This window comes from Streptomyces sp. NBC_01439 (genome assembly GCF_036227605.1).
Lineage (GTDB): Bacteria > Actinomycetota > Actinomycetes > Streptomycetales > Streptomycetaceae > Streptomyces.
This window is the reverse complement of the sequence record NZ_CP109487.1, coordinates 6,132,903-6,159,685: the sequence shown is the minus strand read 5'-3', so window position 1 is coordinate 6,159,685 and position 26,783 is coordinate 6,132,903. Positions and strand designations below refer to the sequence as shown.

The 26,783-nt window shown below is 73.9% G+C and carries 20 protein-coding genes; 9 read left to right on the top strand and 11 right to left on the bottom strand.

Annotated elements, in window-relative coordinates:
- Positions 1-393: 393 nt before the first annotated feature.
- The 3 genes from OG207_RS27805 (at position 394) to OG207_RS27795 (ending at position 4,397) form a co-directional block, all read left to right on the top strand.
- On the top strand, positions 394-1,794 hold the full coding sequence (locus tag OG207_RS27805) for a serine hydrolase domain-containing protein (protein ID WP_329101908.1): 1,401 nt from the start codon (positions 394-396) through the stop codon (positions 1,792-1,794).
- 101 nt (positions 1,795-1,895) lie between these two features.
- Positions 1,896-3,179, top strand: a complete 1,284-nt coding sequence (locus OG207_RS27800; RefSeq protein WP_329101906.1) for a phosphoribosyltransferase family protein — start codon at positions 1,896-1,898, stop codon at positions 3,177-3,179.
- Positions 3,180-3,275: 96 nt separating this feature from the next.
- Positions 3,276-4,397: a sulfite oxidase gene (locus OG207_RS27795; protein ID WP_329101904.1), complete on the top strand. Its 1,122-nt coding sequence runs from the start codon at positions 3,276-3,278 to the stop codon at positions 4,395-4,397.
- Positions 4,398-4,429: 32 nt separating this feature from the next.
- On the opposite strand, the gene OG207_RS27790 is transcribed toward OG207_RS27795, so the two are convergent.
- The 11 genes from OG207_RS27790 to OG207_RS27740 all read right to left on the bottom strand — a co-directional run bounded on the left by OG207_RS27790 (position 4,430) and on the right by OG207_RS27740 (position 19,356).
- Positions 4,430-5,245, bottom strand: coding sequence for a phosphate ABC transporter ATP-binding protein (locus OG207_RS27790; protein WP_329101902.1), 816 nt, complete (start codon positions 5,243-5,245; stop codon positions 4,430-4,432).
- A gap of 11 nt (positions 5,246-5,256) precedes the next feature.
- Positions 5,257-6,168 (bottom strand): sortase, encoded by a 912-nt coding sequence (locus OG207_RS27785; RefSeq protein ID WP_329101900.1) that lies wholly within the window; start codon positions 6,166-6,168, stop codon positions 5,257-5,259.
- 65 nt (positions 6,169-6,233) lie between these two features.
- Positions 6,234-8,255, bottom strand: coding sequence for a WxL protein peptidoglycan domain-containing protein (locus OG207_RS27780; RefSeq protein WP_329101898.1), 2,022 nt, complete (start codon positions 8,253-8,255; stop codon positions 6,234-6,236).
- A gap of 144 nt (positions 8,256-8,399) precedes the next feature.
- On the bottom strand, positions 8,400-9,974 hold the full coding sequence (locus OG207_RS27775) for an Ig-like domain repeat protein (protein ID WP_329101896.1): 1,575 nt from the start codon (positions 9,972-9,974) through the stop codon (positions 8,400-8,402).
- 82 nt (positions 9,975-10,056) lie between these two features.
- Entirely contained in the window at positions 10,057-11,052 is a 996-nt protein-coding gene (locus OG207_RS27770) for a substrate-binding domain-containing protein (RefSeq protein WP_329101894.1), read from the bottom strand.
- A 100-nt stretch (positions 11,053-11,152) separates the two neighbouring features.
- Positions 11,153-13,870 (bottom strand): hypothetical protein, encoded by a 2,718-nt coding sequence (locus OG207_RS27765; protein ID WP_329101893.1) that lies wholly within the window; start codon positions 13,868-13,870, stop codon positions 11,153-11,155.
- A complete protein-coding gene (locus tag OG207_RS27760) occupies positions 13,870-15,624 on the bottom strand; it encodes a phosphate ABC transporter substrate-binding protein PstS (protein WP_329101891.1) in 1,755 nt (584 codons plus the stop codon). The genes OG207_RS27765 and OG207_RS27760 overlap by 1 nt, the downstream gene beginning before the upstream one ends.
- A 71-nt stretch (positions 15,625-15,695) precedes the next feature.
- A complete protein-coding gene (gene pstA / locus OG207_RS27755) occupies positions 15,696-17,126 on the bottom strand; it encodes a phosphate ABC transporter permease PstA (protein WP_329101889.1) in 1,431 nt (476 codons plus the stop codon).
- Positions 17,123-18,154 (bottom strand): phosphate ABC transporter permease subunit PstC, encoded by a 1,032-nt coding sequence (pstC, locus tag OG207_RS27750; RefSeq protein ID WP_329101887.1) that lies wholly within the window; start codon positions 18,152-18,154, stop codon positions 17,123-17,125. Before pstC ends, pstA begins: the two co-directional genes overlap by 4 nt.
- The gene (locus OG207_RS27745; RefSeq protein ID WP_329101885.1) at positions 18,151-18,615 is read right to left on the bottom strand and encodes a hypothetical protein; all 465 of its coding nucleotides are present in this window, start codon (positions 18,613-18,615) and stop codon (positions 18,151-18,153) included. The genes pstC and OG207_RS27745 overlap by 4 nt, the downstream gene beginning before the upstream one ends.
- Before the next feature lie 276 nt (positions 18,616-18,891).
- The gene (locus tag OG207_RS27740) at positions 18,892-19,356 is read right to left on the bottom strand and encodes a phospholipase (RefSeq protein ID WP_329101883.1); all 465 of its coding nucleotides are present in this window, start codon (positions 19,354-19,356) and stop codon (positions 18,892-18,894) included.
- Positions 19,357-19,546: 190 nt separating this feature from the next.
- Here OG207_RS27740 and OG207_RS27735 point away from each other — a divergent pair, with 190 nt between their 5' ends.
- The 6 genes from OG207_RS27735 (at position 19,547) to OG207_RS27710 (ending at position 26,776) form a co-directional block, all read left to right on the top strand.
- Positions 19,547-20,068 carry a hypothetical protein gene (locus OG207_RS27735; RefSeq protein WP_329101881.1) on the top strand — a complete coding sequence of 174 codons (522 nt, stop codon included), beginning with the start codon at positions 19,547-19,549 and terminating at the stop codon, positions 20,066-20,068.
- A gap of 279 nt (positions 20,069-20,347) precedes the next feature.
- A complete protein-coding gene (locus OG207_RS27730; RefSeq protein ID WP_329101880.1) occupies positions 20,348-20,830 on the top strand; it encodes a GNAT family N-acetyltransferase in 483 nt (160 codons plus the stop codon).
- Between the two features lie 174 nt (positions 20,831-21,004).
- Positions 21,005-22,675 carry a serine/threonine-protein kinase gene (locus tag OG207_RS27725; protein WP_329101878.1) on the top strand — a complete coding sequence of 557 codons (1,671 nt, stop codon included), beginning with the start codon at positions 21,005-21,007 and terminating at the stop codon, positions 22,673-22,675.
- 210 nt (positions 22,676-22,885) lie between these two features.
- On the top strand, positions 22,886-24,103 hold the full coding sequence (locus OG207_RS27720) for a S8 family peptidase (protein WP_329101876.1): 1,218 nt from the start codon (positions 22,886-22,888) through the stop codon (positions 24,101-24,103).
- Between the two features lie 223 nt (positions 24,104-24,326).
- On the top strand, positions 24,327-25,622 hold the full coding sequence (locus OG207_RS27715; protein ID WP_329101874.1) for a hypothetical protein: 1,296 nt from the start codon (positions 24,327-24,329) through the stop codon (positions 25,620-25,622).
- A gap of 86 nt (positions 25,623-25,708) precedes the next feature.
- The gene (locus tag OG207_RS27710; protein WP_329101872.1) at positions 25,709-26,776 is read left to right on the top strand and encodes a WxL protein peptidoglycan domain-containing protein; all 1,068 of its coding nucleotides are present in this window, start codon (positions 25,709-25,711) and stop codon (positions 26,774-26,776) included.
- The last annotated feature ends 7 nt before the right edge of the window (positions 26,777-26,783 follow it).

The following is a 26,783-nucleotide window of genomic DNA, read 5'->3' as shown; positions in this document are numbered from 1 at the left end:
GGCATGCAGTCCCTCGGATCCTGCGGTGGTCTCACACCGGCGGACTGGCGTCGCGGTCCGGGGACAGTCGTGTTCGATGACATGAAGGAATTGCCGCGGCTCCTTTCGGCCTCGAAGTCCGGTCCCGCGCGCGTGTGAGCACGAACGGACGGCACGCTCGACAACTCCCGGCCGTGCGAACGGTTCTGCCGCCGTCGCAACACTGGGCGCGCCCCCTGGTACCGAGCCGCCGTGCATCCACCTCACGCCGTTCGCCGCGAGTTCGACCGGACGCCGCGGCCGCGGACCGGTGTCAGCGGGCCGTCAGCCGGTCGTCAGCAGGCCGTCAGCAGGTGGCCGCATCGTCCTCATGTCCGGGCAGGACCGGGCACGCACCCCGAGGAGAGATCTGACATGAGCGACAGCGAGAACGGCACGCGACGGGACGAGCTGGCCGCGTTCGTCGAGGCGACCGCCAAGGAGTACGGCATTCCCGGGGCCTGCGTCGGAGTGCTGACGAACGGTCAGGAGACCTGCGTCTCCTACGGGGTGACCAATCTCGACCACCCGCAGCCGGTCGACGACGACACGCTCTTCCATCTGGCGTCGGTGACCAAGACCTTCACCGCCACCGCGCTGATGCGCCTGGTGGCCGAGGGCCGGGTGGAGCTGGACGCGCCCGTCCGCCGCTACGTTCCCGAGCTGCGGCTCGCCGACGAGGCGGCCGCGGAGCGGATCACCGTGCTGAACCTGCTCAACCACACCGCGGGCCTCGACTGGAACCTCGTCCCCAGCGGCGACGAGGCCGACACCCTGGCCGGCTTCGTGGCACACCTGCCCGGGCTGCCGCTGATCGCCCCGCCCGGTTCCCGCGCCTCCTACAGCCAGGCCGGCTACAACGTGGTCGGTCGGATCATCGAGACGGTCACCGGCCTCCCCTTCGAGAAGGCCATGGACCAGCTGCTGCTGGAGCCCGCCGGGCTGACGAACACCTTCTTCGACCTCGACGAGGTCATGGTCCGGCGGTTCGTCGTCGGGCACACCCCCGACGACGGCGGCGAGGAACTGCGGCCCGCCCGGCCGTGGGCCTCCTGGCGGGCGGGCGCGCGCGGCAACAACCCCGGCGGCGGCATCGCCTCCTCCGTGAGCGACCTGCTGCGGTGGGCCCGCTTCCAGCTCGGCCGGGGCGACCGCGTACTGCCCGCGGAGGCCCTGCGGCGCATGACGGAGCGGACGGTCGAGCTGCGCGCCAGTACGCTCGGCGACGGCCTCGGCATCGGCTGGTTCCTGCGCGAGGTGGACGGTCTGCGGACGATCGGCCACGGCGGCTCGGGCAACGGCCAGTCCGCCGAGCTGCTGATCGTCCCCGAGCGGGACTTCGCGGTGGTCTCGCTGGCCAACGCCGGCGCGCACGGCCACCTCTTCAACCGGGCCGTGGTGCGCTGGGTGCTGGAGCGCTATCTGGGCGCCGTGGAGCGGGACCCGGAGCCGGTCGCGTACGACACCGCGCGGGCCCGCGAGGTCGCCGGCCGGTACGCGATCGACGCCATGAACCTCGACGTCGCCGACGACGGCGCCCGCCTCGTGCTGGCGGTGCGGATCAAGCCGGAGATCCGCGCGGCCGCGGACACGGACATGCCCGCCGACCACCCTGCCGCCACCATCGGCCTCCTGTCCGGGACCGGCGACGAGTACATCGTGACGGAGGGCGGGCTGAAGGGGCAGCGCGGCGTGTTCCGCCGCGATGCGCAGGGCACGGTCGTGGGCATCGACCTCGCGGGCCGGCTCTTCCAGCGGGCCCCGGCCGCGTCCTGACCTCCGTACCCCGACCGACTTGCGGGAAGGCCGGGGATGCGGTTGCGTCGAAGGAGATGGGTACGTGGTTTCCGTCTCCCCTGGGTTGGGGGTGAGCCATCGTGCTGTTCACCCATCGCGCGGAGGCCGGCGAGCGGCTCGCCGAAGCGCTCCGGTACCTGAAGGGGGAGGATCCCGTCGTACTGGGCCTGCCCCGCGGCGGGGTCCCGGTCGCCTACCGGGTGGCCCGCGCGCTCGGCGCCCCGCTCGACGTGATCGTGGTGCGCAAGCTCGGCGTCCCCTACCACCGTGAGCTGGGCTTCGGCGCCATCGGCGAGGGCGGCGTACGCGTCCTGAGCGAGGACATCGTCCGCGGCAGCCGCCTGGGGCCGCAGGACATCGAGGCGGTCGAGCACGCGGAGGAGGCGGAGCTCACCCGGCAGGCCACCAGGTTCCGCGGGGACCGGCCGCGGGTGCCCCTGGAGGGTCGGACCGTGATCGTCGTGGACGACGGGATCGCGACCGGGGCCACGGCCGCAGCCGCCTGCGAGGTCGTACGGGCGCAGGGCGCGGCGCGCGTGGTGCTGGCGGTTCCGGTGGCCCCGCCGGACGCGGTCGCCCGGCTGGGCTCCGCGGCCGACGAGGTGGTGTGCCTGGCCACGCCGCACGCCTTCCGGGCCGTCGGCGAGTGGTACCAGGACTTCTCCCAGACCCCCGACGAGGAGGTCGTCTTCCTGCTGGCGCGGGCGGCGGCCGACCCCGTCATGCGTCCGCCCGTCCGGGCCGTCGAGGTAGGGGTGGAAGCCGGCGGCCTCGTCCTGGCCGGGGACCTCGCCCTGCCGGAGGGCGCCGGGGCGGTCGTGGTGTTCGCACACGGCTCGGGCAGCAGTCGGCACAGCCCGCGCAACCGGTCGGTGGCCGCGGACCTCAACCGGGCGGGCCTCGCCACCCTGCTCCTCGACCTGCTCACGCCCGACGAGGAGGCCGACCGGGCCAACGTCTTCGACATCGAGACCCTGGCCGGGCGGCTCGCGGACGCCACGGCTTGGCTGCGCCGCCGCGAGTCCCTCCCGACGGGCTGGTTCGGGGCGAGCACCGGGGCCGCGGCAGCGCTCTGGGCGGCCGCGGAGCCGGGTGCCGAGATCGGCGCCGTGGTCTCCCGCGGTGGCCGGCCGGACCTGGCCGGTGCGCGGCTCGCCGCCGTACGCGCCCCCACATTGTTGATCGTGGGGGGTCGGGACGGGGCGGTGCTCGACCTCAACCGGCGGGCCCAGCGCGAGCTGCGCTGCGAGAACCGGCTGGAGGTTGTCCCCGGGGCCACCCACCTCTTCGAGGAGCCGGGAGCCCTGGACGAGGTGGCCGGCCTGGCCCGCGGCTGGTTCACCCGCCACCTGGTGCCGCCGTAGGAGACGACGGCCGGCCGGGCAGGAGGGCAGCGGTGGCGGGGCAGCGGGGCGCGGCAGCAGTGGCGCGGCAGCGGTGGCAGGCGCGACCATGAGGAGATGGAGCAGGCGTCGGTGCAGGATGTCAGCACCCCGGGCCGCATCGCGCAGCCCGGTGAGGGCATCGGCCCGGAGGAGCTGGCGCTCGCGGCCCGCAACCACGGGCTTCCGCTGGAGGCCCTGCGCTACGAGGTCACACCACCCGGACTGCACTACGTCCTGGTCCACTACGACATACCGGCCGCCGACCCGGCCGGCTGGACCCTCACCGTCGGCGGCCGGGTCCGTACCCCGCTGGCCCTGGACCTCGCGGCCCTGCGCGCCTTCCCCGCGGTCACCCACCGCGTCACCATGGAGTGCGCGGGCAACGGCCGGGCCCGCCTGACGCCACGACCGGTCAGCCAGCCGTGGCTGGTCGAGGCGGTGGGCACCGCCGACTGGACGGGCGTACCGCTGCGTCTGGTGCTCGCCCGGGCCGGGGTGCGGGCGGACGCCGTCGAAGCCGTGTTCACCGGCGCCGACCACGGGGTCGAACGGGGCGTCGAGCAGGACTACCGGCGCAGCCTGCCGGTGGCCGCCGCGACCGGGGACGACCCCGAGGTACTGATCGCCTACGCCATGAACGGCCTGCCCCTGCCCCCGCAGCACGGGTGTCCGCTGCGGCTGGTCGTCCCCGGCTGGTACGGCATGGCGCACGTCAAGTGGCTGCGCGAGATCACCCTGGTCGACGCGCCGTTCACCGGGTTCCAGCAGGCCGTGGCCTACCGCTACCGGCGGGCCGCCGACGGTCCGGACGAGCCCGGTGTGCCGGTCACCCGGATCGCGCCGCGCGCCCTGATGGTGCCGCCCGGATTCCCCGACTTCATGTCCCGCACCCGTGTCGTGCACCCCGGCCCCGTACCGCTGGAGGGGCGCGCCTGGTCCGGCCACGGGGCCGTCGACCGGGTGGAGGTGAGCGCCGACGGGGGCGGCTCCTGGATCCGGGCCGAGGTCGCGCCGCCGGGTCCGCACCGGTGGGCGTGGCAGGGCTGGTCCTGCGTCTGGGCGGCGACGCCGGGCCGCCACGTGCTCACCGTTCGCGCCACGGACGCCGAGGGCGGTACGCAGCCCCTCGAACAGCCCTGGAACCGGGGCGGCTTCGGCAACAACCTGGTCCAGCACGTCCCGGTCCTGTGCTGCTGAGCGGAGCGGCGGCACGGGACGACGTCAGGGCGTCAGCCGAAGCGGCCCTCGACGTAGTCCGCGGTGCGCTGGTCCGAGGGGGCGGAGAACATCGCCGGGGTGGGGCCGTGCTCGACGATCCGGCCCGGGGTGCCCTGCTCGGCGAGGAAGAAGGCGCACTGGTCGGAGACGCGGGCCGCCTGCTGCATGTTGTGGGTGACGATCACGATGGTGACCTCCTCGGCCAGGTCCCGGATGGTCTCCTCGATGCGGCGGGTCGAGGTGGGGTCCAGGGCGGAGCAGGGTTCGTCCATGAGGAGGATCCGGGGGCGGACCGCCAGCGAGCGGGCGATGCACAGGCGCTGCTGCTGACCTCCGGAGAGGGCGCCGCCGGGCTGGCGCAAGCGGTCGCGGACCTCCTTCCACAGCCCCGCCTTGGTCAGGCACTCCTCCACCAGGTCGTCCTTCACGGCCGTCGAGGCGCGCACACCGGTGAGTTTCAGGCCTGCCGTGACGTTGTCGTAGACCGACATGGCGGGGAAGGGGTTCGGCTTCTGGAAGACCATGCCGATCTGCCGGCGGGCGTCCGTCAGCCGGCGGCCGCGGGCGTAGACGTCCTCGCCGTCGAGCAGGACCTCCCCGGCCAGTTCGGCGCCCGGGATCAGCTCGTGCATGCGGTTGAGGATCCGCAGGAAGGTCGACTTCCCGCAGCCCGAGGGGCCGATCAGGGCCGTCACCCGGCTCGCGGGCATCTCCAGCGAGACCCGGCTGAGGACCTTGCGGCCGCCGAACCAGGCGGAGATCCCGCGGGCGTCCAGGGAGGAGGCACCCGTGGAGGTGACCCGGGGCAGGGTGAGCGTCTCGGTCATGTGGGCCTCGTTCACAGGAGGTTGGGCAGGAGCAGGGCGGCTTGGTCGGACACGGCGAGGCCGAGGGCGGCCAGTACGGGGAAGCCCACCAGCCAGGTGTGGGCGCGGCCCCAGCGGACGCGGGCCCAGGCCAGGGCGGCCGCCGCGAGCAGCAGGGCCTGACCCCACAGGATCAGCGGCATCCAGGCCGCGCTCTGCCCAGCCATCGGGGCCTCGTCGGCGGGCAGCCGGCCGGGGGCGCGTCCGCCGGACTGCTGGGCGGGCGAGACGAGTTCGGCGTCGACCTGGAGCACTCCGCCCGGCATGTACGGGGTTCCGTCGGCGGTCATCAGGGTCAGCAGGCCCGCCTCCCCCGTCGGCCGGGCGGGTTGCGGGTCCCCGGCCCGGCGGACGCCGAGGACCCGGTACGCGTGCTCGCCCTGGCCCGTGGTCACGGTGAAGGTCTCGCCCCGCTCCAGGTCGCCGATGTCGCCGAAGGGGCCGCCGTAGCCCGCCTGGCGGCCCATCAGGATGCTGGTTCCGGGCTGGCCGGGCAGCACGGTGTCGCGGCGGTGCCCGGGACCCGCTGCCAGCACCTCGGCGGTGGTCGCCTCGCGGACCACCTCCCGTACGCCGATCTGCGGGATGGCCAGCAGCGCTACGGGGGCGCCGACCTCGGTCGGGCCCAGCGGGGCGGTGGCGTTGGCGAGCTCGTCGCGCAGCTCGGCGTACCCGACCCGGCGGTCCCGTTCGTGCCGGAGGTGGCCGAGCGGCCCGACCTCGGCGACGAAGCCGAGGAGGAGCGCACCCAGGATGGCCAGGGCGGCGCCGGCGGCCCACAGGCCGGGCCCGGCTGCCGGGGCGGACCCCGGCCCCGCCGGAGCACGGGCGGCTCCGGCGGGTTCGGGGCGCACGTCCACCGGCTCGGTGGCGGTGGCGGTCATCTGTCCTTCTCCGTCGCTCGATTGCTGTGACTGCGGCTGCTACGGCTGCGGCTACTGCGGCTGCTTCAGTTGCCCGGGGTGCCGGAGGCGCCCGGGAAGCTCAGCAGCCCGCGGCGACGGGCCCACCAGACGGCGGAGCCGCCGGTCAGCACCAGGCCCGCGGCGATCAGGGCGAGGGTGACGGCGTCCGTACCCGTGTTGGCCAGGCCGCCGCCCTTGCCGGAGCCGGAGCCGGAGCCACCGGTGGCGCCGCTGCCGGAGGTGCCGGCGGTGCCGCCCGCGGCGGTTCCCGCGCCGCCGGTGGTGACGTTGGTGGACAGGCCCAGTCCGGTGCCGCCGGTGGCGGTGGCCGTGGTGGTCGGCGTCGGAGTCGCGGAGGGGTCGGGGGTGGAGGTCGTGGTCGGCGTCGGGGTCGGGGTCGACGTCTGGGTGGACGTGGGTGTGGGCGTGGGTGTCGCACTGGACGTCGCCGTCCGGGTCGGGGTCGGGGTCGGCTGGCCACCGCCGGGGTCCGTCGTCCGGTACTCCGTGTTCGACGTGAACCACATCGATCCGGTGAAGTCCCCGTACGTCTCGCTGCCGAAGGACTTGCGGCACACCACCGTCAGGTCGTAGCGGCCCTCCAGGGTGGTGAAGCCGGCCTCGTTGGCGTAGTCGCGCATGGTCATCGTCAGCGGGATGACGATGCCGCCCGATGGCGCCTGCCCGTACGTGGAGATCGGGGAGTTGCCGACCACGTTCTTGCCCTCGGCCGGGAAGCCCTTGCCGGTTACCTTCACCAGGACGTTGGTGGCGGGTGCCGGGCAGGCCGCCGAGGTGGCGAGGTCGACGCTGGTGGTGTCGGTGCCCGTGGCCGGGTTGATCACCGCCGTGCCGGCCTGGGCGGCCTCGGCCGCCGCCCCGGGTAGGGCGGCGGCGGCCAGGGTCACGACGGCGGCGACGAGCACGGCGGCTCCGGCCGCGTCGCGCCGGGAGGGACGGGTGAAGTGCACGATGGGCTCCTTCTCGACGATCTCGGGTGTGGTGCGCCGGCGCGCCGACGCGGTGGCCGCCGCCCGGGCCAGGCGCCGGCGGCGCCACAGCCACAGCCCGCACGCGGTGGTCGCGAGAACCAGGGCGAGCAGCGTCCACGGGACCGTCCACAGCGACGCCGAGCGGGTCAGGGACGGGAGTTTCGGGTCCACGCCTTCGCGGGTGGCGACCGCCTGGACGGAGACGACGGCGGAGGAGCGCAGCGCGGGCCGCACGCCGTCGGCCTTCGCCGTGATGGTCAGGGAGCTGCCGGGCAGCAGGTCACCGAGGTCCTTCAGGCCGCCCTCGGTGACGGAGCCGCCGAGCATGCCGTTGATCCGGACGGCCTGGCGGGCGCCGAGGCGTACGTTGCCGGTGTTGCGCAGGGTGTACGTCACCGTGGCCGAGCCGGTGCCGAAGGGGTTGGGGGTGCCCGCGTACGAGGCCTTCACGTCCTCCACGGCGAGGCGCGGGGTCAGCTCCCCGGCGAGGCGCAGGTACACGCGGGTGCCGACGCGCTGGTCGAGGCGGACCTTGTTGCCCTGGGCGTCCTGGCCGCCGGCCGCGAGGGTGGCGACGATGCCGGCGGTGTGGTCGCCGGGGGTGGCGTCCCGGGGGACGGCGAGGGTGAAGGGCACGATGACGTTGGCCTTCGGCGGGACCGTGACCGTGTCCTTCTCCAGCTTGATCCAGCTGCCCGCGTCCTTCGGGGCCTGGCCGGCCGGGAGCAGGTCGAAGCCGCCGTCGGCGGTGTTGACGGCGTCGCTCGCGTAGACGGCGACGGTCAGCGGCTCGTCGCCGTAGTTCCAGACGGCGATCTGGTCCCGCAGCCCCGCGCCGCCGGTGACCCCGTACGAGAAGTGGGCGCGGGTGTCGGGTTCCTTGGGGCCGGCCGGCTGCACGCCGAAGGTGGACTTCCGGTCCTCCGCGGGCGCCGGAGCCGCGTGTGCCTGCGGTACGGCGAACAGCACGAGCAGCAGGGCCAGCAGGGCCAGCAGGGCCATCGGCACGGCGGCGACTGTGGCTGCGGCTGCGGACGGGCCCGGACGGCGCCGGGCAGGGGCGGTGGAGGTCATGGCGCGGGCGTCCGATCCGGGCGTAGGGAGACGATCGAGGTGATCGGGGCGATCTCGGCGATCGGAAGATCGAGGCGTCAGGGGCGGGGCGGGACGGGCGGCGTACTGGGAAGGGCCCGTTCCGCCCCGGAGCTCACGCCTGGATCAGATGGCGGTGAGGGTGAGGGTGGCGCTGTAGGTGCCGGCCACCGTGGAGGTCGGGACGTTCAGCGCCAGGTCGGCGGTGACGTGCGCGGTGCCGAGGCCGGCGCCGTTCGCGAGGGTCCGGGCGGACTTCAGGCCCGCGGTGCCCGCGTCACCGGCGCCGGCGCCGTGCGCCGCCGCGACGGCGGAGCCGGCCGTGACGGTCTGCGCGGGGGCCTTGTCGACGAGCTTCGGGGACCAGCCGAGGTTCTGGCCGTTGATGGCGTGCGTGGCGCCGTCGGAGAAGTCGGTGACCCGGCCGCTGATGGTCCAGCCCGGGTTGCCGGCCCGCGTGTCGGTGAGCGTGACCGGGTTGATGGACCCGGCGGTGGCCAGCAGGTCGCCGTCGGCGTTCAGGACCGGCGAGGGCAGGGTGACCTGCGGGTTGGCGACGCTGATGACCAGCGCGCCGGCGTTGACGGTCGTGGTGACGGTCTCGGAGGCGGTGACTCCGGTGAACGTGCCGACCGTGTACGGGATCGCGCCCGAGTCGGAGCCGGTGAAGGCGCCCGCGTCGGCCGGCACGAAGACGGCGGTGAGGGAGTGGGCGCCGACCGGGAGGCTGCTGGTGGTCAGCACGGCGGTGCCGTTCGCGACGGGGACGGTGCCCAGGGTGGTGGTGGCGCCGCCCACGGTGTCGGTGAACTTCACCGCGCCGGCCGCGCCCGCGGGCGCGACCGTACCGGTCAGGGTCACCGGGCTGAACTGCGGCGCGGTGGAGGCCGGGGAGACCGCGAGGGCGGTCGTGGTCGGCGCCGCCGGGACGGCCGTGACCACGTAGGAGACGTGGGCCGAGTTCGAGCCGTTGTACGAGGCGCTCGCCGGGGTGAAGACGGCGGTCAGGTCGTGCGTGCCGGCGCCGAGGTTGCTGGTGGTGAGGGCCGCGGTGCCGCCCACGACGGTGACGGCGGTGCCGAGGTTGTTCGCGCCGTCCTTGAACTGAACGGTGCCGCCGGCGCCGGCCGGGGCGACCGTGGCGGTGAGCGTGACCGGGGTGCCGGCCTGCGTCGGGCCGGCCGGGGTGACCGCGAGTGCGGTGGTGGTGTCGGTCTTCACCGCCGGGTCGGTGTTCTGGTAGGTGGTGTTCGAGGTGAACCACACCGCCCCGGTGTAGTCGCCGAGGCTGGTGCCGTTGAAGGCCGTCCGGCAGATGACCGTGAACTCGTACTTCCCCTGCAAGGTGGTGAAGCCCGCCTGGCTGGCGTAGTCCCGCATGGTGGAGGTCAGCGGGATGACCATGCCGCCGTTCGGGGCGGTCGGGTAGGTGGTGATCGGGGAGTTGCCGACCACGTTCAGCCCGCCGGCGGGGAACCCGGAACCCTCCACCTTCACCAGCACGTTGGTGGCGTTCGCGGGGCAGGCGCCGGAGGTGGTGAAGGCGATGCCGGACGTGTCGGCGCCGGTCGCCGGGTTGATCTCGATGGTGCCGATCGGGGCGGCGTACGCGGCGCTCGCGCCCGCGAGACCTGCCGCGAAGGCGGCGGTCACCGTGGCGACGCCCAGGGCCAGGGCCCGTGAAACTCTGTTCTTCAGCACAACGGTCTCCAGAATCAGAAGATCAAGGCTCGTTCGTGGATCAGCGATCAGCGATTGGTGGTCGGTGGTCGGTGATCGGTGCTCAGGGGGTCTGCTTGGTGGTGTCGCCGCAGTTCGGGTTCGTGGCGAAGCCGTAGGTGTTGATCACCGCGGCCTGCTTGCAGATCTCGGAGTTCGCGCCGACGAAGACCGTGCTCCAGGGCGCGGTGGCGACCTTGCTGGTCGGAATGACGTTGTAGACGTCGCGCTTCACGCCGAAGCCGCTGTTGAGCACGGTGGGCGCCAGGCCGTCGACGGTGCCGAGGATGGCGCGGCCGCGCAGGTCGGCGATGGTCTGCGAGGACTGCGACTGGTACTGCGCGATGGAGAACGGCACGATCGACTTGTCGTCGAGGACGCGGCCGTCGTGCTCCTGGACCGGGGCGCTGCCCTTCTTGTCCTTGATGCAGGGGTAGACGCCCGCGACGACGTCGGCGTCGGTGATGCCCATCTGGGACTCCCAGAAGCTACGGGTTCCCGAACCGGCCTGCGGCAGGTAGACGGTCATGTCGTAGTTGGGGCCCGCGCCCACGTAGTTCGGGTCGCAGTGGTAGATCGCCTTCAGGTCGGTCAGCGACAACTTGCGCGGGATCGCCGAACCGGGGGTGATCGCGTAGCTGACGCCGTCCACCGCGAACGGGACGTACGTCAGGCCCGGGGCCGCGGCCGCCAGGTTGAGGGAGGAGGAACGGGCGAAGTCCAGACAGCCGTTGTTCGCCTGGAGGGAGGTGAGCAGCGCGGAGCGGCCGGCGCCGCTGCCGTTGGGGCGGGCGATCGTGCAGTTCGGGTTGGCCGCCGGGTCCTTGGTGGTGATGTTCGCGGAGCCGGTGGCGTCGTAGGAGCCGATGACCTTCTGGCCGTTCACGGTGATGGCCGCGGCCAGCCCGTTCATGACGTCCTGGGTGGTGTCGGAGCCGACACCGGAGAGCTGGCGGTACTGCGGCGGGCCGGCCGGGTCGGCGAAGGCCATGCTGGCGCCGGTGGCGCCGAGCGCCAGTGCGGCCGCCGCGGCGGCGAAGGCGATCTTCTTCTTGTTCACGCGGGTTTGCCCCTCAGCTAGGCTGCGCCCCGGGTGGTGCCCGGCACGCGTTGGGTGAAGTTCCGTTGGCGCGGACGAATCAGACGGTCGTGGCCGGGTATCACCTCCCTTCGTCGCGGTGGGCGGCGCCCGCGCGCAGCGCGCGCAGGTGGGGCAGGAGACGGGGCCACAAGCGCGGCAGCAGCGGGCCCGCGAAGGCCGCGAGCGCACCCACGACCAGACAGACCAGCAGCACGTGCCGGATGGCTCCGACCGCCCAGCGCGGGGTGTCACCGGTGGCCCGCGCGGCGGACGCCCGGCCCGCGGTGGCGGCGGGTGCGGCGGATGCGCCAGGTGTGCCGGGTGCGGCCGGAGCGGCAGCGGCCGGAGCCGCGCCGCCCGCGGCGGATGCGGGGGCGGGGGCGGAGCCGCCGGTGGTGGTGGACCCGCCGGAGCCCGGGGCGGCTGCCGCGCCGCCGACGGAACCGCCCGCGGTGGCCGACGTACCGCCGGAGCCGCTGGCTCCGCCCGTCTCGGTGCCCGCCGATCCGCCGGGAGCCGGCTTCTTGCCCGCCTCGGCCGTGACCTTGCGCGCGGCCTCGCGGGTCTGTGCCCGCAGGGCCTCGGGCAGCGGGGCGTAGCCGTGCGGCAGGGTTCCGGCGGCCACGCCCGGGGTCTGGCCCCGGTCGGCCGCGTAGGCGAGGAGGCTGCCGTAGTCCTTGCCCTCCGCCACGGTGAGGTCGGCGGGCACGGTCGCCGCGTAGGTGAGGACGGTGAGCGGGTAGGCCGCCGGGTCCTTGGCCGCCGGGTCGGGGGAACCGACGCCGTTCGCACCGTCCGGACCGGCCTTGCGGGCGCCCGCCGCAGCGATGAGGCCCGCCGGCTCCGGTGCCACGAACCGGCCCGCCGCGTTGAGGAGTTCGGCGCGCACGAGGCCGTACCGGTCGGCGGTGGCGGTGTCGGTGACGGCGAGCACGGCGCGGGCTCCGGCCGGCTGCGGCGGGTCCTTCTTGTAGGCGGGGGGCGTGGCGGTCGCGTCCCAGGAGGTACGGGCGAGGGTGTCGCCGCGGCTCGCGGCGCGGGCGGCCGCGTGCATGTCGCTGGCGTACGGGTGCTTGTCCTGGATGCAGAGCGGGAAGGAGGGCCGGTCGTCGAAGGGCTGGCAGTAGGGGTCGCTCTTGGGGAAGCTGTCGACCGGCAGCGCCAGGTCCTTGTAGTGCGGGTTGACGGCCATGCCCGCGTACGCGCGGTCCCCGTAGGTGCCCGCGTTGTCGGGGACCCCGGTCAGGAACTCCCGGGCCGCCGCGTCCTGTGCCACCCACTCCCACAGCTGGCGGGTGGTGTCGGAGAGCGGCTGCGGTACGAGGGCGTCGCCGAGCTTGCCGCCGAAGTCGAGGCCGGTGTAGTCGGGGTTGTGGCGGATGAACTCCGGGTCGCGGCCCAGGTTCTCGGGGTTCTTCGCGGTGCTCTCGGCGAAGCGCGAATTGCCGTCCTTGTACGACTCGGTCAGCAGCTTCGCGACGAGCCGCGGGGTCAGGCGCAGGGATCCGAGGCGGGTCCCGTTGCGGGCCTTGACCTCGTCGGGGGCGCCGAAGCCGGCCTGGCTCTCGATGAAGTAGCCGATGGTGATGCCGGAGAGGGCGACGGGCGCGTAGACGGGTTTGCGGGTGTCGGACCCGGGGGCGGCCGCGGCGGCGGGCCGGCCGAGGAAGACCAGGCCCGGGGCGCCGGAGAGGAGTTTGACGCGGGCCGTCTCGTCCGGGACCTGGGCGTAGCCGTAGATGGCCTTGCCGCCGGTCTGGCACAGGGCCGGTTGCCAGCGGGTGACGGCCTCGGCGGCCATCTCGCTGCCGAGCGTGCCGCGCTCCTCGGCACCGATCGGGCAGAAGCTGCCGAGCGGTTCGAAGCCGAGGGGGACGACGAGGCGGTGCTTCCAGTTCGCCGGGCTGAGCGGGGAGGACTGGAGCTGGCCGCCGGACTGGCCGGTGTACGGGGTTCCGTCGATCTCGGCGGTGCCGCGCGGAACGACCACCAGCCAGCAGCCGCGGCCGGTGGTGGCGCCCTGCGGATCGCGGACGGCGGCGCCGCAGCCGAGGCCGGGGGCCTCGATGGCGGTCTGGGTCTCGAACCAGACCTCGCCGGTGCCGCGGGCGTTGGTGCGGGCGTAGGGGACCTCGTTGGTGCTGTTGACGTCGAAGAACTCGTTCCAGTTGCCCGGGCTGACCGGGTCGTCGGCAACGGTGCGGAAGGGCGCGAAGGAGATCCCGCTCGGGGTGGGCGGCGGCAGCGGCTGGTTCTCGGCGTCCTTGAGGCGGTCGCCGTAGTTGAGCTGGCGGCTGTTGGTGTAGGCGCCGGCGGCCTGGTTCCCGGCGCCCGCGCCCAGCGCCGAGGAACCGCCGAACTGGCACTGGTCGGTGGTGGGTCCGGTCGCGGCGTCGCCCCAGCACTGCATGATCTGGAGGTAGTTGGCGGCGTAGGCGGTGTCCGAGACGGTCGGCGCCCCGCCGGTCCAGGACACCTTGACGACCTGGTCGACGAGGTTGCGGGTCTGGCTGACGGTCACCTTGAGGGTGGCGAAGTCGCCGGAGCCGGTGACCGTCGCCTCGGATCCGTCGGCGGCCGGACCGTTGGCGGCGTACGCGTGCGGCGCGCCGGGGCCGAAGGGGCCGAGGGGGCCGGTGGCGGCCACGACGGGGAGCAGGGCGAGGCAGAGCGCGCCCAGCGCGAGACGGAGCCGCGGGGGCATGCGGACCGGCCGGAGCGGCCGGGGTATGCCGAGCAGCCGGGGCGCGCGGAGTGGCCGGAGCTTGTGGAGTCCGCGCATCAAGGAACCGCGCATCAGGAACCGCCTCCTGCGCGTCGCCGGGCCAGCTGCCGGGTGAGCAGCGGGGGCCCCACGGTGAGGGTGAGCAGGATCAGCGCCCCCAGGACCATCAGTGCGGTCTGGAGCAGCCCGCCGATGCCGGTGGCGGTGGTGACGGGGATGCCGAACAGGTCGCCCGCCCCTGCCGCGAGGGGCCGGCCCGTCTCCGGGTCGACGGCGCCCGCTCCGCCGTCGGCGCCTCCCTCCGCGCCGCCGGAGCCGGAGCCGGCGGCGCCCGAGCCTCCGGTGGCGCCGGCCCCGCCGTCGGCCCCGCCCCCGCCCGTGGCGGAGCCGCCGGTGGCGGCGCCTCCGCCGGACGCGCCCGAGCCCGTACCGCCGCCGCTAGCGCCGGTCGCGGCGCCACCGGGGCCGGAGCCTGAGCCGGCTCCGCCCGAGGCGCTGCCCGTCTGGGTGGGGGTCTTGTTGCCGCCGGTGCCGACCTCGCACTGGGTGGCGCCCTTCTTGTCGCATTCGGCGGGCTGGGGCGCGGTGGTGGCGAGGGTGTTGGTGCCGTCGGCGGAGAAGGTCGGGTTCTTGCAGTTCTTGATGTCGATGTTGGTGGCGGTGACGCCGGGGATGCGGCGGACCTGTTCCAGTCCCGCCTGCACGAGGTTGATCGGCAGCGGCGAGTAGCCGAGCCGGTCGACCGAGCGCTGGCCCTCGCAGAGGAAGTAGTAGGCGAAGGCGCCGAGCGCCTTGCCCTTCTGCGGGTTGAAGTTCGCTTCCTGCGCGGTCGGGATGATCATGTAGCTGTAGCTGGACAGCGGGTAGTTGCGGTGGTCGCTGCTCTCGTCGTAGACCTGGGACAGGTCCTGGGTGAGGTCGGCCCCGATCCTGGCCTTGGTGAGCGAGACGGCGACGTTCTGGGCCGTGGGCTCGGTGTAGTAGCCCGACCCGTTGAGGATCTTGGCGACCGGGAAGCCGGTGGTGGCGACCGCGTAGGAGTACTCGACGTAGGTGATGGTGCCGACGTTGCCGTCCTGGGCGACGTAGCCGGAGACGCCGTTGGAACCGGACTGGCCGACGAAGCCGCGGCCGGCGACGACCGGGAAGTTGGAGGTCTGCCCGCAGGGCGTGGAGCGGCCGGCCTTGGCGCAGTAGGCGTCCCACAGGCCGCCGTGGCGCTGGGCCAGCCAGTTGGTCAGCTGGGCCGTGGTGCCCGAGCCGTCGGAGCGGACGACGGGGACGATCCGGCGGGCGGGCAGCGAGGCGGCGAGGGCCGGGTTGTCGGCCTTGATGGCAGCGTCGTTCCAAGTGGTGATGGCACCGGTGAAGATCTTGGCGACGACCTCGCCGGAGAGGCGCAGGTTGGTGACCCGACGGTTGCCGATCTTGAGGTTGTACATGAAGGCCGTGCCGCCCGCGACGATGGGCATGTAGCCGAACTTCCGCGAGGGCGCCGGGTCCACGACACCGGAGTCCTTGATGCCGTAGGGGATCTCGGAGACGGCGAAGTCGACCGTGCCGTTGCGGAACTGGTTGCGGCCGTCGGACGATCCCGTGCCGCTGTAGTTGACCGTCATGCCGTACTGCTTGACGTTGGCGCGCCACTGGTCGAGGGCGTTCTGGCTCCAGGTGGAACCGGCGCCGGACACCGGTACGTAGCTCTCGGCGACGGCGGGCGCCGCGCCGGGCAGGGCGACGGCGACCGCGGCGAGGAGCAGGGCGAGCGCGCGGACGAGGACGCCGGAGGGGGCGCGTCCGTGGTGGGCCGGGGGTCGTCCGGGCATCGGGAACTCTCCTGATCGGTGACGGTTCGTACGGAGCGTGGTGCGGCGGGACGCGCGGAGCGCGGGCACGGCTACGCCCGGGGCGGGGGCTCGGTCCGCCGCTCGCCGGGCTGCGCGGGCGGAGCGGAACCTCCCGGAGCCGGCCCTCCCGGCCCGCCGATGTCCACCCCCTTCAGCCCATGGGACCCGGGCGGCTCCCCGAACCCCTCCGGCTCCCCGGAACCGGGCGGCTCGCACGGCTCGCACGGCTCCCCCGGCCCGGGCGGCTCCGGGGTCAGGTCCTGCTCGCGCTGGTCGGCCCTGGCCGCCATGCGCTCCGCGTCGCGCACCGAGGCGAGGACCCGGCGGTGCTGCTGGCCGCGGCTGAGCTGGCCGGGAGCCCGGCCGCCGATGACGCGGGCGAGCACGAACAGCAGTAGCACCAGGGCCATCAGCAGGGCGGCGCAGCCGAACCCGCGGGCGATCATGGTCTTGTCCGGGTAGCCGACGAGGCTGAAGGTGGCGAGCGGCAGCGACATCTGCGGCCCCTCGACGGGGTTGGCGTTCAGGCCGGCCGCGATGCCCGAGGTGAGCAGCACCGGGGAGGTCTCGCCGATGCCGCGGGCGGTGCCCAGGATCACGGCGGTGGTCAGCCCGGAGCGGGCGGTGGGCAGCACCACCGTCCAGACGGTGCGCCACTGGCCGGCGCCGAGGGCGTAGGAGGCTTCCTTGAGCGAGCCGGGCACGAGCCGGATCACCACGTCGGAGGCCCGGATGACGATCGGCAGCATCATGACGGACAGGGCGAGGGCGGCGGCTAGGCCGGACTTGTCGTGGCCGAGGATCAGGATCCAGGTGGCGTAGACGAAGAGGCCGGCCACGATCGAGGGCAGCGCGGTCATGGCTTCGACGATGGTGCGGACGAACCGCGCGTAGCGGCCGGGTACTTCGTTGAGGAAGACGGCGCAGGCGAGACCCAGCGGCACGGTGATCGCGAGGGCGATGCCGATCTGTTCCAGGGTGCCGACGATGGCGTGCAGGGCCCCGCCCTGGGTGAGGGGGTCCAGCGGGCCGGTGCCGGACATGTCCTCGGTGAAGAAGCTGAGGTGGGCCAGTGCCTCCCGGCCGCGCACGATGGCGTAGCCGACGACGAGCAGGAGGGCCGCCAGCAGCAGGGCGGCGATGCTGTGGACGAACACCTGGGCGAGCCGGGCCCGGACGGCCGAGCCGTTCTCGTCGAGGGAGACGAGGACCGCGTACAGCGCCATGAAGGCGAGGTAGAGGACGACGGTGAAGCCGAGCGGCGCGTCGAAGGGCAGGACCCGCCCGAAGAGGAGCGAGGTCAGACCGAGTGCGGCGGCCGCGGCCCCGAGCAGCGCGAGGACGTCGCGGACGTGCAGGGAGGAGGTGTTGCGGCGCTGTTCGACGGGTGCGCCGGGGCCGTCGGGGACGACTTCGGGACGGACGGTGCTGCGCGGCGCGTCGGCGGTGGCCGCGGCGGTCGGGTGCGTGGTGACGGTCATGCCTCGGCCCCCGCTCCGGACCGACTGCGGGCGACGACGGAGGACGCGATGAAGTTGACGACGAGGGTCATGAGGAAGAGTGCGAGGCCGGCGGCCATCAGGGCGGACATCCCGAACTCGCTGGCGGATCCGTAGCGCAGGGCGATGAGGGCGGACACGGAGTTGGCGCCGTTCTGGAGGAGGTGCCACTGCACCTCGAAGACCGGGGAGATGATCAGGTAGACGGCGATGGTCTCCCCCAGTGCGCGGCCGAGGCCGAGCATGGTGCCGCCGATGATCCCGCCCCGGCCGAAGGGCAGCACGACGGAGCGGATGACACCCCACTGGGTGGCGCCGAGGGCGAAGGCGCCCTCGCGTTCGCCCGGCGGGGCCTGGGCGAAGGCCTCGCGCATCACCGAGCAGGCGATCGGCGTGACCATCAGGGCGACGACCATGCCGGCGATGAAGGTGGAGGAGGTGTAGAAGGTGTTCGGGCTGAGCGGGTCGCGCGGGCCGTCCCCGTCGACGGCGAAGAGCGGGAACCAACCGAAGTAGGTCGTGAGCCAGCGGGACAGCCCCACGACGCTCGGCTGGAAGAGGAACAGCCCCCACAGGCCGTAGACCACGCTGGGCACCGCGGCCATCAGGTCGACCAGGCTGATCAGGGTCTGCTTGAGGCGGCGCGGCGCGTACTCGGTGATGTAGAGGGCGGTGCCCGCGGCGAGCGGCACGGCGAAGACGATGGCGACGGCGCCGATGAGGACGGTGCCGGTGAGGACGGTCGCGATGCCGAAGTGGTGGGAGTCCGGCTCCCACGCGGAGGTGGTGAGGAAGGCCGGGCCGGCGTCGGTCAGGGCTTCCAGGGCGCGGCCGCCGAGGAAGACGCCGACCAGGGTCATGATCAGGAGGACCGTGGCGCCGGCGCCGCGGGCGGAGCCGCGGAAGATCCGGTCGGCCGGGTCGCCGCCCTTGGCGAGGGGGCGGGGTGCGTCGGCCCGGTCGGCGGGCTCGGGCGGGCCGACGACGGTGGTGGTGGTCGCGGTGGTCACAGCAGGCCTCCCCCGCGGACGGCCAGCCCCTGCGCGTCACCGGCGCCGGGCAGGCGCAGGCCGCGCAGCCGCCGGGTGTAGGTGACGCCGGAGGCGACCTGCGCCTCGGTGACGGCGGACAGGAAGAGCTGGAGGCTGTGGCGGCATTCGCGCTGGCGGCGGAAGGTGCGGACGGCCACGGCCACGCAGTGCTCGTCGAGGGTGAGCTGCCAGGTCCAGGCGCCGGCGCCGCCCCCGGCGGTGGTCGCGGTGGCCGCGGTGGCCGCCGCCGAAGCGGTACCGGTGCTGCCGGTCCCGGGGGTGCCGCTGCCGGTCCCGGGGGACATCACCACGAGCGGGCTGACCCGGGCCGCCTCCGTGCGCAGCCGTTGCACGGCGGAGCAGCAGGCCGTGAGGCTGCTGTGCATGTGCGGACTGCGGCCGAGTTCGTGGTTGTTGGCGCCGACCAGACGCCAGGTCACCGCCTCGGGACAGCCGCCGGCACCCCCCTGGTCCGTAGCGCGCCCGGGCCGCTGACGTCGTGCGACGTCCACCCACGACACGAACAGAAAACGTGGCCGAGACACTGGTCCGCCCCCTTCCCCCCACAAGCCGTGCGTGGCCTGAAACCGGCCGTCCACCCATGGCCGCGGGCATGACAATCCACGGGGCGTAGGGCCGTTCGGCACACGGATCGGTGAAGCAGAAACGGAGAACGTGTGAACGAGAGGCGGGGGCGTGTGTGCGCCCTGTGATCCCTAGGAGATACCGAGGAGGCGCACCGCTTGGTAGTAGGTCCAGGCGGTGCCGTCGCACGACTTCCTGCGGGGGCCCGAGTACTGCGCGCAGACCCGCTTCATGTCCGCGTGGAACGCCAGATCCAGCCGTGCCTTGGCGGCCGAAAACAGCCCTGCCGTGCGGTGGTTGCGGTAACCGAAGTCGTGGCGTGCGCAGGCGTCCGAGAAGGGGAAGCCGAAGGGGTTGTCGGGGGACGAGGTGCAGTGGTCCGTCGACCAGTCGAAGGCGTACGCGGCCCAGGCCGCCCGGTGCTCGCGGGCCTCGGCCCATTCCTGGTAGCTGGCGGCGCTGGGCTGCGTCCAGCGGCTCAGCACCTGCGGCTTGTCGGCCGGAACCTGCGGTGCGGACCAGGCAGCCGGGGCGAGGGCGAGCACCACGGTGACGGCGGCGGTGGCGAGGGCTGGGGCGAGGCGGCGACGGCGCATGGGGGTTCCTCGGGGCCGGGTCGGACGGATCACCTCCGGCCAACTCCCGCGGGCCCGCCGCGGTTACTGCGCGTCGACGCAACCGGACCCGACACCCTCCCAGGTATGAGTCCGTATGGGACCTGCGGCGCAGTCCCAGTTCGTCCTGCGGAGGGACGCGCGGCGGGGGCCGCCCGTCGACACTGGAAGCATGAACCGCCGCCCGCTCGTCGTCGCCGCAGCCACCGTGGGAGTCCTCGCCACCGCCGCCTTCGCGCTGCCCAATCTGCCGCCCAACCCCGTGACCGACACGATCGATAGCAAGGTGTACAAGGAGAAGGGCAAGCGCTTCGCGAGCGCCGCCGATGCTCCCAGGCGCGAGAAGGCGCCGTTCGCCTTGCCGTCCTGGATACCCAAGGACGCCACCGACGTCCGCATACGGGTGCGTACGGGCGGCGAGGCGCGGCTGATCCGGTTCACCCTCGGCGCGACCCCGCTGAACGGCCCCGAGTGCAGCACTGGCACACCGAAGCCGGTGGGCACTCCGGACCTGCACGCCAGGTGGTGGCCGGGCAGCCTGCGGGAGGGTGTGCGGTCCGAGTGTCGGGGTCCCCACCAATACCAGGTCGCGGTGCGCGGCAAGCGGGTCTACGCCTGGACGGACGGCACCCCGTCCCCGGGCTCCATGGGGCCCCGGGACGGAGCCGCCTCCAAGCCCCGGACCCACGGCTGACCCACGGCTGACCGACGGCTGACCCGCGACTGGCCCGCGACTGGCCCACGGCTGACCCACTCTGCGCGACCGGCAGGCCCGGGAGGCCCGGGAGGTCAGGACCGGCGGGCAGGTCAGGCCGGCCCGGCGGCAGGCACGAGGCGCAGCGGAGCGTCGCCGACCGAGGACAACCCGGGGCTGGGGGCCCGGCACGGAGTCTGGGGGATGAGGCGCGGTGCCAGACCCGCGAGCCCGACATGATCGGCAGGACGCCCGCCAAGGGCTGTCCCGCGGCAGGGGGTGCGGCGGCCGCCACGCCGTGCCGCGCATCGGCTGACCATCCATCATGCGCGCACTATCGTGACCGCCATGGACATCCGCCGGGCCCTCACCCCCGCCGAGCTCGTAGCCGCCGAGTCCCTCTTCGACGGGCCTGCCCGCGAGGAGTGGTCCGAGCGCTTCCTCGCCGCCCCGGGACACCTGATGCTCATCGCCTACGTCGACGGCGTGCCCGCCGGAATGGTCTCCGGCATCGAGATGAGCCACCCCGACAAGGGCACCGAGATGTGCCTGTACGAGCTCTCCGTGGACGAGGGGTACCGCCGTCGCGGCATCGGACGGGACCTGACCCTGGCCCTCGCCGAGGAGGCGAAGGCGCGCGGCTGCTACGGCATGTGGGTGGGGGTAGACACCGACAACGAGGCCGCCCTGGCCACCTACGAAGCTGCCGGCGCCCGCGACGAGGGCGTCTTCTCGATGCGCGGCTGGCCCCTCGCCCCGTAGTCGAAGCACCCCGTCCGCTCGCGGCCCCGCGCAGCCGCCCCGCGCAGCCGCCCCGCGCAGCCGCTCCGCCCAGCTGCCCCTCGCACCGCCTCCCCGGCAACCTCCGGCCGCTGCACGGCGCTTAGGGTGTTCGCTGGTCGACCCATCGGTGGACCAGGGGACCGGGGGAGGCCGATGAACAGCGCGACCGAGGTGTTCGAACCACTGCGGGCGGACGATCCGACCACAGTGGCGGGGTACCGCATCGCGGCCCGGCTCGGCGCGGGTGGCATGGGCCGGGTCTACCTGTCGCACACCCAGGGCGGGCGACCGGTGGCGATCAAGGTCGTGCGCCCGGAACTGGCCGAGGACCCGGCCTTCCTGCGGCGGTTCCGCCGCGAGGTGGAGGCCGCCCGGCGGGTCCGGGGCGCGTACACCGCCGAACTGATCGACGCCGACGCGGACGGGATGCCGCCCTGGCTGGCCACCCTCTACGTGCCCGGGCCCTCGCTGTCGCAGGCCGTGGCCCGCCGCGGACCGCTGCCCGTGCCCGCCGTGCTGTGGCTGCTGGCGGGTGTGGCCGAGGCCCTGCAGGCCATCCACGGCGCGGGCATCGTGCACCGCGACTTGAAGCCGTCGAACGTGCTCCTCGCCGCTGACGGGCCCCGCGTCATCGACTTCGGCATTTCGCTGGCGTCCGACACCACCGCGCACACCGCCACGGGCGCCACCATCGGCACGCCCCAGTACATGTCCCCCGAGCAGGCGTCGGCGGGTGAGGTCACGGCAGCGGCCGACGTCTTCGCACTGGGCCAGACGGCGGCGTTCGCCGCACTGGGTGAGCCGCTCTACGGCTCCGGCCCGTCCGCGACCGTGCTGTACCGGATCGTGCATTCCGCGCCCGACCTGTCCCGGCTGCCGGAGGAGCTGCGTCCACTGATCGCCCGGTGCATGGCCACCGACCCGCAGGAACGGGCCACCCCCGCCGAGATCGTGGCGTGGTGCCGGATGCAGCTGGGCGAGGACGCCGACGCGGACGGCGGCCCCGCGCTCTGGCGCGAGGTGACCGGACCGGAGCTCACGGTCCCGGAGCCCGTTCCCGAGCCCGTACCCGAGCCCGTATCCGGGTCGGCAGGGGCACCGGCGCCCGTTGCGCCGCACACGCTGCACCAGGTGTGGCAGCCTCCGCAGCCGGCGGCTCCGGAAGGGCCGGAGGAACGCCGGCGGCGCCGGCGGCGCAACGCGCTGGTCACCGCCGCGTCGGTGGCGGCCGCCACAGTGCTGCTGGGCGGGCTGTGGGCGGTCATCGACCAGACGGCCGACAACCTGCGCGACCGGGCGAAGTCCCCGACGGCCAAGGGCACACCGGCGGGCGGGACCCGATCGGCGAGCGGCTACCCGAACCGCCCGGCCGCCGAATCCGCTCCGAGGTCGAGCTCGAGTCCGGGGTCGAGTCCGAGTCCGAGTCCGTCGGCGAGCGGTCCCCCGAAGGCCATCCCCTACCCCTCGTTGAGGCTGGACGAGGAGAACTCGATCGCCATCAAAGAGCCGGTCGCGCGTGCCACTCGCGCCGGGGACCTGCGCCTCAACTGCGAGCAGGTGGGCTGCACGCTGGAGAGCGACACCAGTGCGATCACCCTCCTGTCGGGCGGACCGAACGGCTCCCTCGACACCTGCCGGACCGCCCTCGAGAAGGGGGCCAAGAGAACCCAAAGCTTGGGACAGGCGGCAGCCGGCAGCGAGTTCTGCATCAAGCACCCGTCGGGGGACATCGCGCTGCTCGTGCTCACCCTCAAGTCGACTCCGTGGTTGGGGGACCTGCCGAGCTCCCTGCACGCCGACATGACGGTCTGGCGCGCGGCCTGACGGAGCGCTCGCCCGCGCTCGCCCGCGCGGGCCCGGTGCGGACACAGGGCTTACCGGGCCCGGATCGACGCCGTCCCGGTGCGAGCCGGACCGGCGCCGCTCCGCACCCGGCCCGGGTCCACCCGCACGGCGGCGTGTCCTACGCCCACCCGGCGCACCCTCCGCGCACCCTCCGCGCGCCCGCGCCGCCGTTCGCCGAGCATCGGCCGCATGACCGCATTCGCCGCGCTCCTCCCCGCCGCCGCCCTCCTCGCGGCGGCCACCACGGCCGCGACGGCCACCAACCCCGTCACGGGCGCCCCGCCGGCTCCCCGTTCCGGCAGCGCCCCCTACGTCGTCGTCCTCAAGGACACCACCTCCCGCGCCCCGACCCGCGCCCTGGCCGCCGAGGCCGTGCACGCCGGCGACGAGGTCGGACCCGTCTACGAGGCCGCCTTGAACGGCTTCGCCGTCCGCACCACGCCCGCCCGGGCCGCCGCCCTGGCCGCCGATCCGCGGGTGGCCTCGGTGGAGCCGGACGCGGAGTTCCACACCACCGACACCCCGGACGCCGTCGCCGCACCCGCACCGCAGCCGGGTCCGCAGGCTCCCGCGCCCTGGGCCCTGGACCGCATCGACCAACGCGAACTCCCGCTCGACGGCTCGTACACGTACCCGAGCAGGGCCGAGGGCGTCACCGTCTACGTCATCGACAGCGGCATCAACACCAGCCACCGGGAGTTCGGCGGTCGCGCCCGCACCGGCTACAACGCGCTGTTCCTCGGCGGTTCCCGCGACTGCAGCGGTCACGGCACGCACGTCGCGGCGACCGTGGGCGGGGAGACGTACGGGGTGGCCAAGGGGGTCTCGCTCGTCGGGGTGAAGGTGGCCGACTGCCGTGGTTCCGCGAGCCTGTCGGCGCTCCTCAAGGGTCTCGACTGGGTGGTGAAGGACGCCGCCAAGGCGCCCGCCACCCCGGCCGTGGCCAACATGAGCATCGGCGGCAGCCGCAGCAAAGCCCTCGAAACGGCCGTGGTCCGGGCCGTGGCCTCGGGGATCACCGTCACCGCGGCCGCCGGGAACGACGGCAAGGACGCCTGCGGCGGATCGCCGGCCTCCGTCCCCCAGGCCATCACGGTCGGCGCGACCGACGCCGAGGACCGGCGGGCGCGCTTCTCCAACCACGGCCCCTGCGTGGACCTCTGGGCTCCGGGCGTGGGCATCACCTCGGCATGGAAGGACTCCACCACCGCCACGGCCCGCGCCTCCGGCACCTCGATGGCCGCCCCGCACGCGGCCGGGGTCGCCGCGCTGATCCTGGCGCGCGGCACGGCGCGGACCCCGGCGCAGGTGGCCGCGGAACTGCTGCTCAGCGCCGTGCCCGACCGGATCACCGGGCTCCCTGCCGGCACCCCGAACCTGCTGCTCCACACGCCCACCCGGCGCTAGGCCCTGTCGTCAAAGTCCCGCCCCCGCTCACCCCGACCGGTCGGTATTCGATGGTCCATCAGACCTACTCTGATGGGCCATCAATTTCTGTGTGCTTCGCGGCAAAGCAAGTCATTGACTTCTCATCACGGTGACGCGTCAATATCGGCCACCGCACCGGCTCGGCCTCCCCCACACAGCGGGTGGGGGGAGGGGTTCGTCATGACGAAGGAGTCGCGACCCAGTGAGTACGAGAACGCATCGACGAAGAGTGCTGGCCGGGGCGGCCGCCCTGTCCCTGGCCCTGACGGGCACGGTGGTGGGTCTGGCGGGCTCCGCGCAGGCCGCGACCAAGACCACGGCCGTCTTCGAGAACTGCGACGCCCCGGCGCCGCAGCCCGACGGTTCGGGCAACCAGAACTGGACGGTCACCCTGCCCGACGGCGCCAAGGCCGGTGACGTCGTTCCGATCACGATCGACCCGGGCGCGAGCCCGCTGATCCCCGGGTTCTCCGTCACCACGGTGAACACCTCCAAGATCACCCTCAAGGTCGGCTCCACCACCCAGGTGGTCACCAGCCCGCCGGAGACCGTCTCGGTCATCGCCGGACAGCCGCTCGACCCCAAGGCGTTCTCGGGAACGATCAAGATTCCGGACGGCAGCGAGGGCACCACGGTCCAGGTCGCCCTCGACCTGGCGGTGACCGACGCGGACCTTTCCGGTTCGGTCTTCACCACCACCTGCACCCCGGCGCCGCGCCCGAGCGCCTCGCTCGGCTCGGTCGCGGTCGAGGCCCTGCCCAAGGACCCGATCACCACGAAGCTGACGCCCAACAGCGGCCCGGCGGGCACCGCCGTCGCCGTGACCGGCGCCAACTTCCCGGCGGGCGCCGTCACCTGCTCCGCCCTGCTCGCGGGCGCGGTGACCGGTGACACCGGTGCGGGCACCGCCGACGCGTCCGGTGCGGCCACCTGCAACATCACGGTCACCAAGAAGGCCGACGCGATCAGGATCGACGGTTCGATCACCCCGTACAAGGCCTTCGTGTTCCTGGAGGAGCAGGCCGGTGTGAAGAACCCGGTCGACGTCGAGGTCCTGCCCGGCCCGCTGGCCCTCGGCCCGAAGGACGGCCAGCCGGCCGTCAGTTTCGGCGCGGTCACCATCAACGGAAAGGCCCAGTCGGTGGTCGGCGTCTTCAACGCCGCGACCGTCCAGGACTTCCGCGGCGGTTCGCTCGGCTGGGACGTGACGGCGACGCGTACGCCGTTCCTGAACCAGGCCACCGGCCACTCGATGGCGAAGGCGCAGATCGGCATCCAGCCGTCCTGCACCGTGACCAACCCGGACAGCCCGAGCACCTGCACCACGGGCACCCCCGGCGCGATCTCCGACGTCCCGATGAAGGTGGCCTCCCAGGCCGCCGGCGGGGACGAGCTGACCGGCGGTGAGTTCGCCGTCGGCGGCGCCGGGATGATCCAGCTCCCGCCCTTCATGTTCGCGGACACCTACCAGACGGTCGTGACCTTCTCGATCAGCTGATCCGTCCGGACGCACGGCCCAGGGTGGTGCGGCGCTCCGGCGCCGCACCACCCCTTTCCCCTGTCCGCGCCCACTGGAGACCGCCCATGCGCACCCGCACCCGCAGCCTCAGCCGCACCCGTGGCCGCACCTGCACCCTCCTGTACGGTCTGCTCCTCGGCCTGCTGCTCGGCGGCGGCGCGGGCCTGCTGCCAGCCACCGCGGCGCGCGCCGCGGACAACGGCACGTGGGGGGTGTTCCCGACGCCTGCGGCCGGTGCGGCGATGACCGACCGCGCGTACTTCTTCCACCAGGGCGCGGCCGGGAGCACGCTGAGCGACAGCGTGACGATCGTGAACTCCTCCGACAAGGAGCTGACGTTCCAGGTCTTCGCCACCGATGCCGTGAACACCCCGGCGGGCGGCGCCTTCGCGCTGCTGCCGGTGGAGACGAAGCCGAAGGACGTCGGCGCGTGGGTCGCGCTGGCGCCGGAGACCGCGAGCACCGTCACCGTGCCCGCCAAGGGCCGCAAGGACATCCCGTTCACCGTGCGGGTCCCGGCGGACGCGACGCCCGGTGACCACGTCGGCGGGATCGTCGCCCTGGGCACCGCCGTGGAGGGCGTGCAGCAGGAGGGCAAGGTCCAGGTCGGGGTGAAGCGCTCGGTGGGCGCCCGGCTGTACTTCCGGGTGCCGGGGCCGGTCACGGCCGGGCTGAGCGTGGAGGCCGTACGGGTCAGCCGCTCGGCTCCGCTGCTGCCCTGGGTGCGCGACGCCCGCGCCACGGTCTCGTACGCGCTGGTCAACCGGGGCAACGTGGTCGTCGAGCCCAGGGTGACGGTGTCCGCCGAGGGGCTGTTCGGGCGCGAGGTGCTGAACCGGCCGGCCCGCGAGCTGAAGCTGTCCCTGCTGCCCGGGCAGCGGATCGAGCTGACCGAACCGTGGCCGGACGCCCCCCAGTCGGACTGGGTGACCGTCAAGGTGAGGGCGGGCGCGGCGGCCCACCCCGATCTGGTCTCGGAGTCCGGGACCGACTTCATCGCCGTGCCCTGGCCGGCCGTGGGCCTGCTCCTGGTGCTGGCGGGCGCGGGCGCCGCGGTGTGGGCGCTGCGCCGCCGTCGCCGCGCGGCGGGCGAGCAGCCGCACCCCGTACCGGACCTGGCCCGGACGCCCTGACCGGTAC